Annotated in this window: 13 protein-coding genes and 1 pseudogene; 10 read left to right on the forward strand and 4 right to left on the reverse strand. The window is 29.0% G+C overall.

Annotated features, from left to right (window positions below; translation table 11 throughout):
* Nucleotides 1-3: 3 nt before the first annotated feature.
* The 4 genes from glmU (at nucleotide 4) to mfd (ending at nucleotide 6,638) form a co-directional block, all read left to right on the forward strand.
* A complete protein-coding gene (glmU, locus tag AC5EAH_RS02255; protein WP_493493126.1) occupies nucleotides 4-1,392 on the forward strand; it encodes a bifunctional UDP-N-acetylglucosamine diphosphorylase/glucosamine-1-phosphate N-acetyltransferase GlmU in 1,389 nt (462 codons plus the stop codon).
* Nucleotides 1,393-1,518: 126 nt separating this feature from the next.
* Nucleotides 1,519-2,472 carry a ribose-phosphate diphosphokinase gene (locus AC5EAH_RS02260; RefSeq protein ID WP_493493127.1) on the forward strand — a complete coding sequence of 318 codons (954 nt, stop codon included), beginning with the start codon at nucleotides 1,519-1,521 and terminating at the stop codon, nucleotides 2,470-2,472.
* Between the two features lie 77 nt (nucleotides 2,473-2,549).
* Nucleotides 2,550-3,116, forward strand: a complete 567-nt coding sequence (gene pth / locus AC5EAH_RS02265; RefSeq protein ID WP_493493128.1) for an aminoacyl-tRNA hydrolase — start codon at nucleotides 2,550-2,552, stop codon at nucleotides 3,114-3,116.
* Between the two features lie 15 nt (nucleotides 3,117-3,131).
* The gene (mfd, locus tag AC5EAH_RS02270) at nucleotides 3,132-6,638 is read left to right on the forward strand and encodes a transcription-repair coupling factor (RefSeq protein WP_493493129.1); all 3,507 of its coding nucleotides are present in this window, start codon (nucleotides 3,132-3,134) and stop codon (nucleotides 6,636-6,638) included.
* Between the two features lie 146 nt (nucleotides 6,639-6,784).
* Here the strand turns inward: mfd and AC5EAH_RS02275 are convergent, their stop codons facing one another.
* From AC5EAH_RS02275 to AC5EAH_RS02285, 3 genes are read right to left on the reverse strand one after another with little or no spacing between them, the layout of a single operon-like run.
* Entirely contained in the window at nucleotides 6,785-7,195 is a 411-nt protein-coding gene (locus AC5EAH_RS02275) for a sensor histidine kinase (RefSeq protein ID WP_493493130.1), read from the reverse strand.
* 17 nt (nucleotides 7,196-7,212) lie between these two features.
* Complete coding sequence (locus AC5EAH_RS02280) at nucleotides 7,213-8,121, reverse strand: histidine kinase dimerization/phospho-acceptor domain-containing protein (RefSeq protein WP_493493131.1); 909 nt, start codon at nucleotides 8,119-8,121, stop codon at nucleotides 7,213-7,215.
* Between the two features lie 9 nt (nucleotides 8,122-8,130).
* On the reverse strand, nucleotides 8,131-8,829 hold the full coding sequence (locus AC5EAH_RS02285) for a response regulator transcription factor (RefSeq protein WP_493493132.1): 699 nt from the start codon (nucleotides 8,827-8,829) through the stop codon (nucleotides 8,131-8,133).
* Nucleotides 8,830-8,999: 170 nt separating this feature from the next.
* On the opposite strand from AC5EAH_RS02285, the gene AC5EAH_RS02290 reads away from it, so the two are divergent.
* The 4 genes from AC5EAH_RS02290 (at nucleotide 9,000) to AC5EAH_RS02305 (ending at nucleotide 12,357) form a co-directional block, all read left to right on the forward strand.
* Entirely contained in the window at nucleotides 9,000-9,896 is an 897-nt protein-coding gene (locus AC5EAH_RS02290) for an ABC transporter ATP-binding protein (protein ID WP_493493133.1), read from the forward strand.
* A gap of 6 nt (nucleotides 9,897-9,902) precedes the next feature.
* Nucleotides 9,903-10,652 carry an ABC transporter permease gene (locus AC5EAH_RS02295; RefSeq protein ID WP_493493134.1) on the forward strand — a complete coding sequence of 250 codons (750 nt, stop codon included), beginning with the start codon at nucleotides 9,903-9,905 and terminating at the stop codon, nucleotides 10,650-10,652.
* Complete coding sequence (locus AC5EAH_RS02300) at nucleotides 10,652-11,377, forward strand: ABC transporter permease (RefSeq protein ID WP_493493135.1); 726 nt, start codon at nucleotides 10,652-10,654, stop codon at nucleotides 11,375-11,377. Before AC5EAH_RS02295 ends, AC5EAH_RS02300 begins: the two co-directional genes overlap by 1 nt.
* A gap of 299 nt (nucleotides 11,378-11,676) precedes the next feature.
* Complete coding sequence (locus AC5EAH_RS02305; RefSeq protein ID WP_493493136.1) at nucleotides 11,677-12,357, forward strand: Crp/Fnr family transcriptional regulator; 681 nt, start codon at nucleotides 11,677-11,679, stop codon at nucleotides 12,355-12,357.
* A gap of 66 nt (nucleotides 12,358-12,423) precedes the next feature.
* On the opposite strand, the gene AC5EAH_RS02310 is transcribed toward AC5EAH_RS02305, so the two are convergent.
* On the reverse strand, nucleotides 12,424-13,794 hold the full coding sequence (locus AC5EAH_RS02310; protein WP_493493137.1) for an ATP-binding protein: 1,371 nt from the start codon (nucleotides 13,792-13,794) through the stop codon (nucleotides 12,424-12,426).
* 483 nt (nucleotides 13,795-14,277) lie between these two features.
* Between AC5EAH_RS02310 and AC5EAH_RS02315 the strand changes: the two genes are divergently transcribed.
* Both AC5EAH_RS02315 and AC5EAH_RS02320 read left to right on the forward strand, forming a co-directional pair.
* A complete protein-coding gene (locus AC5EAH_RS02315; RefSeq protein WP_493493138.1) occupies nucleotides 14,278-14,514 on the forward strand; it encodes a hypothetical protein in 237 nt (78 codons plus the stop codon).
* Nucleotides 14,515-14,674: 160 nt separating this feature from the next.
* Nucleotides 14,675-14,806: pseudogene (locus AC5EAH_RS02320) on the forward strand (hypothetical protein); the annotation flags it as partial.
* Between the last annotated feature and the right edge of the window lie 206 nt (nucleotides 14,807-15,012).

The raw sequence follows: 15,012 nt of genomic DNA on the forward strand, positions 1-15,012 counted from the left end.
TGTATGATGAATAAGTATGCAATTATTTTAGCAGCAGGTAAAGGGACACGTATGAAATCGAAGTTGTATAAAGTACTTCATAAAGTATGTGGCACAACAATGGTTGAGCACGTATTAAGTAATGTTAAAGCAGCAGGTGTTATAGATGTTGTGACTGTTGTTGGTCATGGTGCTGAAACTGTTAAAAGTCATTTAGGTGAAGCTAGTCATTTTGTATTACAAGAACAACAATTAGGCACAGCACATGCTGTTAAACAAGCTGAAAATCTATTGAAAGATAAAGAAGGCATTACAATAGTACTTTGTGGTGATACACCATTGATTTCATCAGAGACAATTAATGCAATGATTGAACGTCATATTGAAATGAAAGCTAAAGCAACGATTTTAACTGCTATTACTGATGATCCTACGGGATATGGTCGTATTATTCGTAATAGTGCTGGTTTAGTAGAAAAAATTGTTGAACAAAAAGATGGTTCACCTGAAGAATTGAAAATTAAAGAAATTAATTCAGGTACTTATTGTTTTGATAATAAAGCATTGTTTGATACTTTATCAAAAGTAAATAATGATAATGCACAAGGTGAATATTATTTACCAGATGTGATTGGTATTTTAAAAGAACAAGGTGAAGTTGTGACAGCGTATGTGACAGCTGATTTTGATGAAACATTAGGTATTAATGATAGAGTAGCATTATCTCAAGCAGAACAAATTATGAGACGTCGTATTAATCACCAACATATGTTAAATGGTGTGACGATTATTGATCCGGAGAATACATATATCGGTAAAGAAGTAGTTATCGGTGCAGATACGATTATTTATCCAGGATCTACTATTTTTGGTCGTACGGTGATTGGTGAGGATTGTTTAGTAGAAGGTGCTTGTCATTTTGACAATGCTGTTTTAGGTAATAGTGTTAAAGTGTCGCATTCAGTAATTACGAATAGTACAGTAGGTCATGAAACAATGATAGGGCCATATGCACACTTACGTCAAAATTGTGAGATAGGCGATAAAGCACGTATTGGTAATTTTGTAGAAATGAAGAAAGCTAAATTTGGCAATGAAGCTAAATCAGCGCATTTAACTTATGTTGGTGATGCGACAGTAGGTGAACGTACGAATTTAGGTTGCGGCACAGTGACAGTGAATTATGACGGTAAAGATAAACACCATACTACTATCGGAAAAAATGCTTTTATTGGCTGTAATTCAGTATTAATTTCACCAGTAAATATTGGAGATGAAGCAATTACCGCAGCTGGCTCAGTAATTAGTCGTGATGTACCACAAGGTGCTTTAGCTATTGCACGTTCTAAACAAGAAAATAAAGAAGGCTATGCTGCTAAATTACCACCCTTTAAAAAGAAGTATTTGTTATAAGTAAAAAATCAGAATAATAAAAATTATTTTGTTGTTAATAAAATACTATAAATTTTAAGCAAATTCATGTATTATAATATGTGATAACAGTAGATTACAATTTCACAGTATGAAAGGACTAATATAATGACACAAAGTTTAGATAATTTGAAAATCTTTTCACTAGACTCTAACAGGGAGCTTGCTCAAGAAATTGCCGAACATATGGGTATACCTTTAGGCAAAAGTAGTGTAAAAACATTCAGTGATGGTGAAATTCAAATTAATATTGAAGAAAGTATTCGTGGCTGCCATGTATATATTATCCAGTCAACATCTGCACCAGTAAATGATAATTTAATGCAATTATTAATTATGATTGATGCATTAAAACGTGCTTCAGCAAGTACAATTAATGTTGTGATGCCATATTATGGCTATGCACGTCAAGATCGTAAAGCAAGAAGTCGTGAACCAATTACAGCAAAATTAGTGGCCAACCTAATTGAAAAAGCAGGTGCAACACGTATGGTGACTTTAGATTTACATGCTTTACAGATCCAAGGTTTCTTTGATATTCCAGTTGATCATCTATTTGGTGCACCGATTATTGCACGTTATTTCAATGATAAAGGTTGGAACACTGATGATATTGTTGTTGTATCTCCAGATCATGGTGGGGTTACACGTGCACGTAAATTAGCTGAACGTTTGAATGCACCAATTGCAATTATAGATAAACGTCGACCAAAACCAAATGTGTCTGAAGTCATGAATATTGTTGGTTCAGTAGAAGGTAAAATTTGTATTTTAATTGATGATATTATTGATACAGCTGGGACTATTGTTTTAGGTGCACAAGCATTAAAAGATCGTGGTGCTAAAGCAATTTATGCAAGCTGTACACATGCTGTATTGTCTGGTCCGGCGATTGAAAGAATTGAAGTTTCACCAATTGAAGAATTAGTTATTACTAATTCAATTAAGCAATCAGAAGAACGTAGAATTAATAAAATCACGCAGTTATCAGTAGGCCCATTACTAGGTGAAGCTGTGAAAAAAATTCATGCCAATGAACCATTAAGTGTATTATTTGAATAAATAAGTGCTGATTAGTAATTAATAGGCAGGGGTGGCATTCGCCACTCCCTTTTTGTATTGGATAAGAGGAGGTTAAAATGAAAGCATTAGTAGGATTAGGTAATCCTGGAAAACAGTATCACTATACACGACACAATATTGGTTTTTTAGTTATTGAAGCTATTTGTCGTCAGTATAATTTGCAATTAGACAAAACAAAGTTTAAAGGTGTTTATACTTTTACTTATATTAATGGTGAAAGATTTTTATTAATTACACCATTAACTTATATGAATTTATCAGGCGAATGTGTGCGACTATTACTTGATTATTATGATATTGATATTGAAGATTTAATTGTTTTTTATGATGATTTAGATATTCCATTAGGGCACATACGTATGCGTCAAAAAGGTTCTGCTGGTGGGCATAATGGTATTAAGTCATTAATTCAACATTTAGGGACAGATAAATTTAAACGTGTACGTTTAGGCATTGATCGTCCAAAAAATGGTATGAAAGTCGTTGATTATGTTTTACAAAATTTTGCTAAAACAGAACAAGAAGTTTTAGAAAAAGTGCTGGCACATTGTTTAGAAATAGTAGACTTATTGCCACAAAAAAGTTTTTTAAACATTATGAATACGCATAATGGTGAAATATAAACAGGGGGCAGATGCATGACAGGTCAATTAATTCGGCATATTCAACAAGACGGCCAATTAGATAAAATTTTGAAACAAAGTAATGTCTTAGTGACGGGTTTAGGTAAATCTGCAAAAGCAGCACATATTGCTGCAATTTATCAACAACAACCACGACCAATGATTATTGTGACGTCAAATCTATTACATGCTCAGAAACTAGCTGAAGATTTATTATGTTTTACATCAGATGTTTTTATTTATGGTGCAGAAGAATTGATTATGTCGCAAATGGTGACTAAAAGTCCTGAGGAGATGTATACACGTATTAATGTAATTAATCGTTTGTTATTATCAGAAGCAGGTATTTATTTCATACCATTAGCTGGACTATATCAATTATTACCGACTAAATCACAGTGGCAACAATCACAATTAGTTCTGCAATTAGGTGAAACATTAGACGTTAGTCAATTAGCTAGTCAGTTAATTACAATGGGTTATGAACGTACAGATCATGTAGATTCATTAGGTCAATTTAGTTTGCGTGGTGGTATTTGTGATATTTTTGCACCTTTTCAATCTCATCCAATTCGTATTGAATTTTTTGATGATGAAATTGATTCAATGCGATTTTTTGATGAAACTTCACAACGATCATTAAAAAATATAGAAAATGTGACGATTAGTCCAGCTAATGATTATTTATTGAGCGAAGAGATTGTAGATAATATCATTAAGCAATTAACTTATCATCAACAACATACCCTTATTAATTTTGATGCTGAGTTACAACAATTAGCAATGAAACATTTGGATAATTTAATGCATCAAGTCAATGATTTAGGTCAAAAACAAGTGCTATTACCTTATTTATCTTATGGTTATCAACAAGAAACGACGATTCAAGATTATTTCCCAGACAATAGTGTTATTATTTTAGACGAACCTTCACGTCTTATAAGTATAGATCAACAGTATCAAGTACAAGCACAAGAATGGCTAGTGACGATGATGTCACAGGGAGAAGCCTATGCCGATCAGCAAATCATTGCACAAAATAGTTTGAAAAATGTTAGCAATTCAACATTAACTAAATATTATTATGCACATTTAACAACGAGATTAGACATGCCAATTGATGAACATATTAGTTATAAATATATTGAGGGGCAGAATTTATTTGGCAAATATGATTTATTATTAGCAGAGTTAGAGTATTATTTAACGCATGATTATTATGTTAATATTCAATTAGCAACAAAACATGCACAAAAAAACTTAGTACAAATTTTAGAGGATATGCAATTTACTTCGTATCGTTTGGATGAAGGGGATAGTGGCATTGTAATAACTGTAGGTGATGTGTTATCTCATGGGTTTTCATTATCTTATGCTAAAGTAGCGGTTATTACAGAACAAGCCATATTTAATCAAAATACACGTAAAAAACGACGTGCTTCTAGTCACTCAAATTATTCTAATGCTGAAAAAATTAAATCTTATCAAGAATTACATGTTGGTGATTATGTTGTACATACAGCTAATGGTATTGGTAAGTATTTAGGTGTTGAGACGTTAGAGCGTCAAGGCATACATAGTGATTATATTAAAATTCAATATCAAGGGACAGATATTTTATATGTGCCTGTTAATCAAATGGCTAATGTTTTAAAATATACCGGTGCGACTGAAGGCACTGCACCTAAATTATATAAACTTGGTGGTACTGAATGGCAAAAAACAAAACGTAAAGTACAACAGTCAGTAGATGACATCGCAGATGAATTGATTAAAATTTACAGTGCACGTGAAAAAGCACAAGGCTATGCTTTTAGTGCAGATACAGTAGAACAACGTGATTTTGAAGCGGATTTTCCTTATGAACCAACTGAAGATCAGTTGCGTTCAGTACAAGAAATTAAGCAAGATATGGAAAGTACACGACCAATGGATCGTTTATTATGTGGTGATGTTGGTTTTGGTAAAACAGAGGTCGCTTTACGTGCAGCATTTAAAGCTGTGATGGATGGTAAGCAAGTTGCTATTTTAGTGCCGACAACTATTTTAGCACAACAACATTATGAGTCATTGATCGAGCGTATTGGACAATTTCCTGTTAATGTTGCATTAATGAGTCGTTTCAGAACGAAACAACAGCAACAACAAGATTTAGAGATGCTGGCTAAAGGGCAAGTCGATATTATTGTCGGTACACACCGCCTATTATCTAATGATGTAAAATATAAAGACTTAGGTCTATTAATTATTGATGAAGAGCAACGTTTTGGTGTACGTCATAAAGAAAAATTAAAAGCATTAAAGGCGAATGTAGATGTGTTAACTTTAACAGCGACACCTATTCCAAGAACACTACATATGAGTCTAATTGGTATACGTGATTTATCAGTTATTGAAACACCACCGTCAGAACGTTACCCTGTACAAACTTATGTCATGGGCTTTCATGCTACATTTATTGCTGAAGCCATTATGCGTGAATTAGCACGTGGGGGGCAAGTCTTTTATTTATTTAATAGTGTAGAGCATATTGAAATGAAACGTGCGGAATTAATGGCTTTATTACCTCCAGATACTGTTGTAGAAATTGCACATGGTCAGATGACTGAACGTCAATTAGAACGTGTCATGCTTGATTTTATAGAAGGAAATATTGATGTGTTAGTGACAACAACGATTATCGAAACAGGTGTTGATGTGCCAAATGCAAATACGTTAATTATTGAAAATGCAGATCGTTTCGGTTTATCACAACTTTATCAATTAAGGGGGCGTATAGGACGTTCAAACCGTATTGCCTATGCTTATTTTACTTATCCAAAAGATAAATTATTGAGTGAAGTCGCAGAACAACGTTTACAAGCTATTAAAGAATTTACTTCATTAGGTAGTGGTTTTAAAATTGCAATGCGTGACTTATCAATTCGAGGGACAGGTAATTTACTTGGTAAGCAACAACATGGTTTTATTGATGCTGTTGGTTATGATTTATATGCACAAATGTTAGAACAAGCTATCGATCAAAGAAAAGAAGATATTAGCGAAGCACCAGAAATCACCACACCAAAATTAGATATGAAACTACATGTTGATGCCTACATCCCATCATCATACATTTCAAGTCAACAACAAAAAATTGAAATCTATCAAAGATTACAAAACATCACTACATTATATGATTTACATGAATGTAGAGACGAATTATTAGATAGATACGGTAATTATCCACAAGCCGTAGCTGACTTATTAGCCATTGTAGAATTAAAAATAGCAGCCCTTTTATTAGGTGTTAATCAAATAAAAGAACAAGATAAGTCTGTTATCTTTACTATTTCAGAAGCTAATGCCAATCAATTAGATGGTTCAAAATTATTCGAAGCCTCACTCGCTTTCGGTCGCCAACTGAAAATCGACTATAAAGATAAACAATTCATCTTACAATGTACAAAACAAGGTAAATATTGGTTAGCACCAATGGTCAAACAATTAGATGTGTTGGTAGCAAGTCAAAGTGAAGGGTAGTAAAAATTTCTATAATTTAAAGTGTTGATGACAAAATCATCAGCACTTTTATTTTTTGAGAAGGTAAAGTTAATTTAGAAAAATATAACGAATAAACCACGTACTGTTTGAATAGTGCGTGGTTTTAAGTTTGCATGATTATTAATTTATAGTGGTAAAATAATAGTATTTTTAAAGTATTGATGAGGTTGACTATCAATTGTAAAGCTACCTTGATGTAACTCAATAATTTGTTTTACAATTTTAAGTCCTAAACCACCTTGACGAATAGAAGATAAATCAATAAAATTTATTTGATTTAAAGTTAAAAGTTGTGAATGAGTGACACCTTTTCCATCATCTTTGATGATAATTTGTATAGTAGTATTTATTTTTTTTATAGATATGCTAATGTTACATTGTTGTTTATTATGCAAGACAGAATTGTACAGTAGGTTATGAATAACACGAGACATAAGTGCTTCATCAATTTCAATTAATTGACTATTCGGATTTAATTGATGCTGAAAGTCAAAAGTTACATTGGTCCAAATTTCTTGATTCAGAATATCAATCATCATTTCTTTAATGAAGGTCACGATATTAATAGATTTTTTCTTAAGATAAAATTATTATTGGTAATACGTGCAAAAATATTTAAATCATTCAGTACGTTTTGTATGTAATAACTTTCATTTAAAATATGTGACATATGTTGTGCAATCTGATGATGAGGATTTAATGTTTTAGCTAAATCAGCATGACTAATAATGACGGATAAAGGTGTTTTAATGTCATGTGCAATGGCATTAATCCACTGTTCTTTAAAATAGGCATTTTTCTTTAATAAACCGTCAGTATGTGTAATAGCTGTAGTTAAATGATTTAACTCATCTATACTTGTAATAGGTGTTTGTAAACCATGCGGTAATTTATCTATGGCATTAACTAATGGTGTTAAGTGTTTAGAAATACGTCGTGTACTGTAAAAATATAAGAAACCGAAATAGAAACAATTAATAATTAAAATTATAAGTACAAACCAAGGTATAAGTTTAATGGTAGGGAGATTTAAATAATTATGTTGATAACGTACGATTTTATCTTTTGGGAAAGCAATTAAAGTAATATAATTATCATTTATTTTGCTAAAAATAGGGTAATCTTGCAAATAATATTTGGAAAATTGTAAAGTGTCAGCATAATTATATTTATTAGCAATATTATGTGGTTTATTAATATTGAATAATTCAGTTCCCTTATTTTTATCTATAATTTGTACCCATAAATGATGTTGTTTAATTAAATCTCGACCTGATTCAGAAATTATAAATTGTTTATTAATATAATGGATTTGGTGATCAATTTGTTCAACTAAAGATAAAGTATTTTGGCCATTATTAATTTTTAATACTAAAGTACCAATTAAAGCAAAGTTAATAATAATAATTAAAATAAATGACAAAAGAAATTGAATGATTGATTTTTTAATGAAAGCGTACATATTTTACCTCTATATAACTAGTTTATAGCCTAAACCTCTTATTGTGATAAGTATTGTTGGTGTTGAAGGGTTGACTTCAATTTTTTCTCTAATTTTACGTATATGTACCATTAAAGAATTTTCATAACCAAAATAATCAACACCCCAAATTGTTTGACAAAGTGCTTCAATAGATACGATATAATTTTTGTTAGCATATAATTTATGAAGTAATTTTAATTCAATAGGTGTCAAAGCATGTTGATTATTAGGTTTGATAATTACCGCATTTTTAAAATCTATTATCATATCATTTATAATTATGTTATTACAATCATTTTTATAACTGCGTCTTAATAAAGATAAAATACGATAAACAAGATTTTTAGGTAAAAATGGTTTTGGAATATAATCATCACCACCAATTTGTAAACATTGAATCTCATCTTCGGGATTATTTTTAGCAGTGAGAAATAAAATAGGTAGGTCATAATATTGTCGAATATATTGTGCGACAGTATAACCACTGTCATCAGGTAACATAACATCTAAAATAATTAAATCAAATTCTTTAGTATTAATAAGATGAATACTTTCTTTAGCAGAAAAAGCACATGTAATTGATTGAAAACCATATGTTATTAGTATTTCTTTTATTGAATGATTTAAAGCATTATCATCATCTACAATTAAAATTTTCTTTCTTAATAAATTTTTCTCAAAGTCCATAAAATCACTTCCTTTAATAAAATTAAGGTAAATTTAAGAATATATTAAACTAAATTTTAAGTTAATCTAGTAAGTTAATATTACAGTAAAAATAATATCTTCATAATTAAATATTAGAGTAGAAAAATTAAAAATGCAAGCGTTCTTTAAATAGATTAAAGGAGATAAATATGATAGAAATTAGTAATTTAAAGAAAAAATATCATGATAAAATTGTTGTAGATATTTCAAATTTATCTGTAAACGAAGGAGAAATTTATGGGTTCCTTGGTATTAATGGTGCTGGAAAAACGACAACAATGAAATTAATATTATCTTTAATTAAAGCAGATGAAGGCCATATTAGTGTGTTGGGTAAAAATATTAATCATGATAAAAAGTATTTGGAATATATCGGATCAATAATAGAAGAGCCGTCATATTATCCTAATTTAACTGCTTATGAAAATTTATTAGTCTTACAAAAAATAGTGGGATTTTCAGAGCATAATATAGAGGAGACATTAAAACTTGTAGGATTATCAGATTCGTCTTTAAAAAAGAAATTAGTTAAAAACTATTCTTTAGGTATGAAGCAACGTTTATCATTAGCTTTTGCGCTAGTGAAAAAACCTAAAATTTTAATTTTAGATGAACCTACTAATGGCTTAGATCCAGCAGGGATACATGAAATACGTCAATTATTAATAAAATTAGCTAAAGAAAAGGGTTTAGCTATATTAATATCAACACATATTTTATCAGAGATTGAGAATATTGCAGACAAAGTAGGCATTATTCATTGTGGAAAGCTAGTTTATGAAAATACGATGAAAGATATTCATTTAAATAGGTGGATAGATATTCGAGGTGATTTTAGTAATAATCATAATTTATTAAATTTAATAGAAACTATGGATGTTAATGTTTTGAATTTAACACAAAATCATTTACAGCTTAATAATATAGCTGATATTGAACTGAGTTTATTAATTAAGCAACTTATAGTCAATAATTATGATCTAACTGAAGTGGTGAAAAAACAAGAATCATTGGAAAACATATTTTTAAAACTGATAGAGAGGTAATGAAATATGAATATGATTAGTATTGAAAGACTTAAAGCAAAGCGTACTAAATCTTATATTATTGTTTATAGTATATTAATCACAGGTATTTTATGGATGATGATGACAGTAGGAAGATATATTAATTTACCACAGTTTCATTCTAGTCATGTTATTTTTTACATGGTGAAAGAAATTAATAGTTTATTATTACCTATTTCTATTTCATTATTTTGTTCTAAAATAGTTATGAACGAAGTACAGGGAACCACTTTTAAATTATTATTAATAAATGGTCAAGAATTTCATGAGATTTTTAATCAAAAATTATTATTTTCAAGTTTAGTATATATAACAATAGCTATTTTAGAAACCTTATCAATTTGGTTAATTAGTAATATGTATTCGTTATCGTTAAATTATCATTTATTATTTTTGTATGTTGTTTCGATTATAATGATTTCTTTTTCTTTGGTTTGTTTATACTTGGCTTTAAGCATGTTTATTCAAAAACAGTCCATTGTTGTTGCATTAGGTTTATTAGGCGGTTTTTTTGGAATAATATCAAGCCAAGCACCAAATATTATAAAGCTACTTTTAGCTTGGGGACACACAAACTATTTATCACTTTTTAATTATCAAATACACCAAAATCAATTTCAGTATGTATTTAATCAACAGATAGGTATAAGTTTAATTATATATTGTCTGTTAATGCTAGTATATTATATTTGTGCGTACTGTTTAATGTTAAAGAAAGGTAGGTATATAAAATAATGAGTTATTTATATGTAGAATGGAAGAAAAATCAAAATATTGTAATGATATTAATTTGCCTTAGTTTTCTTTTCTTTTGTACTATGCTAGGATTAAGTTTATATTTTAGTAATATTGATTTAATGGATAAAGAACATCAAGTTGTTTTATTATGGGGACAATTGTCTTTTTATTACAGTCAATTATTTTTTCCAATCATGATAAGTATTCTTGTAGCAATGTCTTTAGAACAAGAATTTCAACGCAATAACTTACAAATGTTATTAGCTAATAATATTTCATTACATAAATTGATTGTTGCTAAAGTATTACACTTATTGGCGATTGTTATCATACCACAAATAATATTATTTATAATTTTTTATACAGTTATTGTAATCAATAATATGGAAATCACCTTACTAGAAATAAGTCAATATTTTTTATGGTTGGGGTTTAGTCTACTATCAATTGTTTCTACTACTAGTCTACAATTAGCAATTATGGCAAAATTACGTAGTTTTAGTCGTTCAGTAGGTATAGCAACTATAGGATCTTTTATAGGTTTTGTTATTATTTTTATAAGTGATAAATTATCAACATTTTATCCATATTCACAAGGTATGATTAGTTTGAGAGCACGTCAACTAACAAATTTTACACACTTAGAATTTTTTATGTTTTTAATCATCAATAGTTTTATTATACTTATAAGTTATTACACTGCGATTAAAAATTTGAAGTAGACTATAATAAAAAATAGTGTAAATGTATTTTATTTTAAATTAAGTATAATAGAGATATAAAAATGATGGCATTGATAGATTAAGACAATGGATGTGAGTAACTATGTTTTTAGAAGTAAGTCTTAAAAAATTAACTGACACTATATATTCAATTATATACTACATTTGTTTAAAAAGGTGTTGGTGTAAGTTTGTTGGTTAAAAGAAGGCAATAAACTAGCAATGTGCGGATGAGTAATGATTTATTATGATATACTAATAAGAGTATTAGATAAATAAAACATAGATGAGGGAGAACTATGATAACAACAGAGCAATATTATATATTGAGAAATTATGATGCGTTTAAGTATTTGACAGTGCAACAATATGATAAGTTGTGTGAACAAATGATTTTTCGTCGAATTCCTAAAAATCAAATTTTATTTTTTGAAGGTGATGTGAGAGATAAATTATATTTTGTTTATAAAGGTTATGTAAAAATTGAGCAGTATAATGCCTTAGATGAATTTGTTTACTTAGATTTTATTAAAGCAGAAACATTTTTTCCATACGGTGGTATTTTAGTTGATGAATTTTACCATTATACTGCAAGAGCTATAACAGATGTTGAATTATTTTATATTTCTAAAGAAATTTATGAAGAAATGGTATTAAAAAATTCGAATCAAATGCAAAATATTTGTCATAAATTATCTAATATTTTAAGATTTCATGAATTAAAATTGAGAAATACATTAACAAAAAATGCAACAGATAGAGTGATTCAAGCATTAACGATTCTTTATTTAGATCTTGCTAAAAAGAGTAATAAAATACCTTTTCCTCTCACAACATTAGAACTGGCAAAATTAAGTGCTACGACACGTGAAACAGTTAGTAAAGTAATAAAAAATTTAGAGCAGCAACAAGTGATAAAGTATGATAAAAAAGTAATTACGTATCTAGATAGTAATTTCTTTTCACAACATATTCAATAACAACAGGGGGCTAGTTTTTCCCCAGCCCCTCTGTTAAATTATTAATTCATCTTCATTTATTTAATATCACTTATAATAATCACTTAATGAAACAGTAATAATATCTTCACTTTCTAGTTGTTGTGATACTTTAGTAAACAAGTATTTGTAAATTTTATCATGATTGAAAATACCACCACGTTGGTTTAATGTATTCATTACTTTATTCGTTTTAATATTAGATTGCCATTTACACTCACCTATCAATAATTCTTGTCCTGACATAGATTCAAGAATAACATCAATCTCTTGTACTTGACCTGACTTATCTTTGCCCCACCACTTGCCAAATGATTTAGCAATAAAAGGCAATGCACCTTGACTATTCTGTCTTCTTAAATACTGTAGCGTAATTTCTTCAAAAATACTACCTATAAATTCATTCAGATTAGCTAAAGCTGATGAAAAATAAATATCACCATAACCACGTTCAATCTCACTGCGAATAGAAAATATGTATCGATACCAAAAAGCAATGAAATTTTCTGTAATTCTATATTGACCTTTTTTACCTTTTAATGGATTAGCACCAAATGGAATGACTCTTTCTATATAGTTTAATTCTTGTAAAGTTAATAAATATTTTGATATTAAACTATTTTGTAATTTAGTAAATCCAGCAATTTCATTTAACACATTAGCACCGCTCGCAATAGCTTGAAGCACTGCATTATAATTCGCAGGCTCTCTAAACTCTTGTTTCATTAGTAGTACACCTTCGTTTAACAAATAACCATTAATATTAAAATATAGTTCTTTTAAATTTTCTTCAAATGTTAAACTATCATCAATCAACGATAAATAATATGGCGTACCACCAATTGTTGCATAATATTTCACTTTATCTTCATCACTTGCATTTGGATAAAACATTGCTGCATCATAGTAATCCAATGGTGTAATTTTTAATTGTCCTGTACGTCTACCAAATAATGGGCTCTTTTCACCTAATACTTGATTTTCCATAAAACTCATTGATGAGCCACATAAAATCAAAAAAATATTAGTATGTTTAAATTGATAATCAATCACATGTTGTAAAATTGAATTTAAAGATTTGTTGGCATTTGCTGTATATGGATATTCATCAATAATCATTACTAAATGATCATTACCAAATTGTTCTTCAATCACTTTAAAAAAATTATTCCAATTTTTAAACGGCGGAAATTGATTGATACCTAACATTTCACCTAATATCTTAGAAAATTTCTCTAAATTTAGATAATCATTAACTTCTTCTGCAGGAAAATATAACGATGGTTTATCTTTGATAAATTCATTTAATAATGATGTTTTACCTATACGTCTTCTCCCATAAACTACTGCCATTTGAAAATTATTTTTATCATACATTTTTTCTAAAGCTTGTAATTCTTGTTCTCTACCTAAAAACATAATAGCCTCCCTAAATAATACTACTTTAGATTATTATACTTTAGAGTAGTATAATCTTCAAATTATACTGTTAATAGTATCAACTTTTTGTTGGTGACTTCTCATACTATCGTGCTTCGCTTACTGCACTCGTCAAAAAAACATCTTTCTTCAAAATGTTATTTTTTGACAGATCTACTTTTTGTTTTAACTTGATAATAATCTATAATACTTTCTTGTATTTGTTATTCTACTATATGTTAAGGCAGCTAAATGGCCCCATTTGGATAATCTTTCTTTTTACTATTTTTTACAACACGTTGTATAACTAGTGGTATGCTTTCCACATAGTGGACACTAAAAAATAAAAAATTTTAGTGAAAATATCAAGGGAGTTTACTATGCGTAAATATAGAAAATACGGTTTAGGAGAAAAAATGATTTCAATTTAATAGAATTTTAAATCAAGGTGTTTCTTGTTATGCAGAAGCAAGAAGAATTAATGTGAGTACAAGTATATTATTTCAATGGATTTATAAATATCAAAATGGCGGGACAGAAAGATTGTATATAACAAAAAATAATACGAAATATAGTGAAACAATTAAATTAAAAGCCATTCATGATAGCGTAGTGAAAGGTCAAAGTAAATTGTCGTGGCAAAAATATAATATTTCATCAATAAGTGTTTTATATGACTGGATTTCTAAATATACTAGTAGTAAGAATGTAAGAATGTAAGAATGTAAGAATGTAAGAATAACTAGAAAAAGAAGTTCAAAGATGATGACAAAATATCAAAAAAAGATAATGCTAAAAGAAAGAATTGAAATCACACAATATACGATTGTCAATGAGTGAGACTATGGAAAAATATAATGGGAGTTATTAACAAGTTTATACATGGGTAAGAAAATATCAGAAAAATGGTGACCAAGGTTTAGTTGATCGACGTGGTAGAGGCAAATATATTGATGAATCACTAGAATTAACAGAAATTGAAAGATATCAATTGAGAATTTTTAGCGATTAGAGAAGTCAATCAAAAATATGGTTGGTCAATCTACCAACTTTGTCAAATACGTCAAGTATCTAAATCTAGTTATTATAATTGTACTCAAGGGAACTTCTCTTTTAATTTTGTCTGCAAACTAATTATATCAGAGGTTCTCTTTTTTATATTATTTTTTGTCACACATGTATCATAACCCTACATATGATACATTAATTCAAGAAGGT

The sequence above is a fragment of the Staphylococcus sp. B1(2026) genome (genome assembly GCF_058895785.1).

Coding starts and splice junctions, on each gene's coding strand:
- glmU (WP_493493126.1), top strand. CDS start 4: ATGATGAATAAGTATGCAATTATTTTAGCAGCAGGTAAAGGGACACGT.
- AC5EAH_RS02260 (WP_493493127.1), top strand. CDS start 1,519: ATGACACAAAGTTTAGATAATTTGAAAATCTTTTCACTAGACTCTAAC.
- pth (WP_493493128.1), top strand. CDS start 2,550: ATGAAAGCATTAGTAGGATTAGGTAATCCTGGAAAACAGTATCACTAT.
- mfd (WP_493493129.1), top strand. CDS start 3,132: ATGACAGGTCAATTAATTCGGCATATTCAACAAGACGGCCAATTAGAT.
- AC5EAH_RS02275 (WP_493493130.1), bottom strand. CDS start 7,195: ATGATTGATATTCTGAATCAAGAAATTTGGACCAATGTAACTTTTGAC.
- AC5EAH_RS02280 (WP_493493131.1), bottom strand. CDS start 8,121: ATGTACGCTTTCATTAAAAAATCAATCATTCAATTTCTTTTGTCATTT.
- AC5EAH_RS02285 (WP_493493132.1), bottom strand. CDS start 8,829: ATGGACTTTGAGAAAAATTTATTAAGAAAGAAAATTTTAATTGTAGAT.
- AC5EAH_RS02290 (WP_493493133.1), top strand. CDS start 9,000: ATGATAGAAATTAGTAATTTAAAGAAAAAATATCATGATAAAATTGTT.
- AC5EAH_RS02295 (WP_493493134.1), top strand. CDS start 9,903: ATGAATATGATTAGTATTGAAAGACTTAAAGCAAAGCGTACTAAATCT.
- AC5EAH_RS02300 (WP_493493135.1), top strand. CDS start 10,652: ATGAGTTATTTATATGTAGAATGGAAGAAAAATCAAAATATTGTAATG.
- AC5EAH_RS02305 (WP_493493136.1), top strand. CDS start 11,677: ATGATAACAACAGAGCAATATTATATATTGAGAAATTATGATGCGTTT.
- AC5EAH_RS02310 (WP_493493137.1), bottom strand. CDS start 13,794: ATGTTTTTAGGTAGAGAACAAGAATTACAAGCTTTAGAAAAAATGTAT.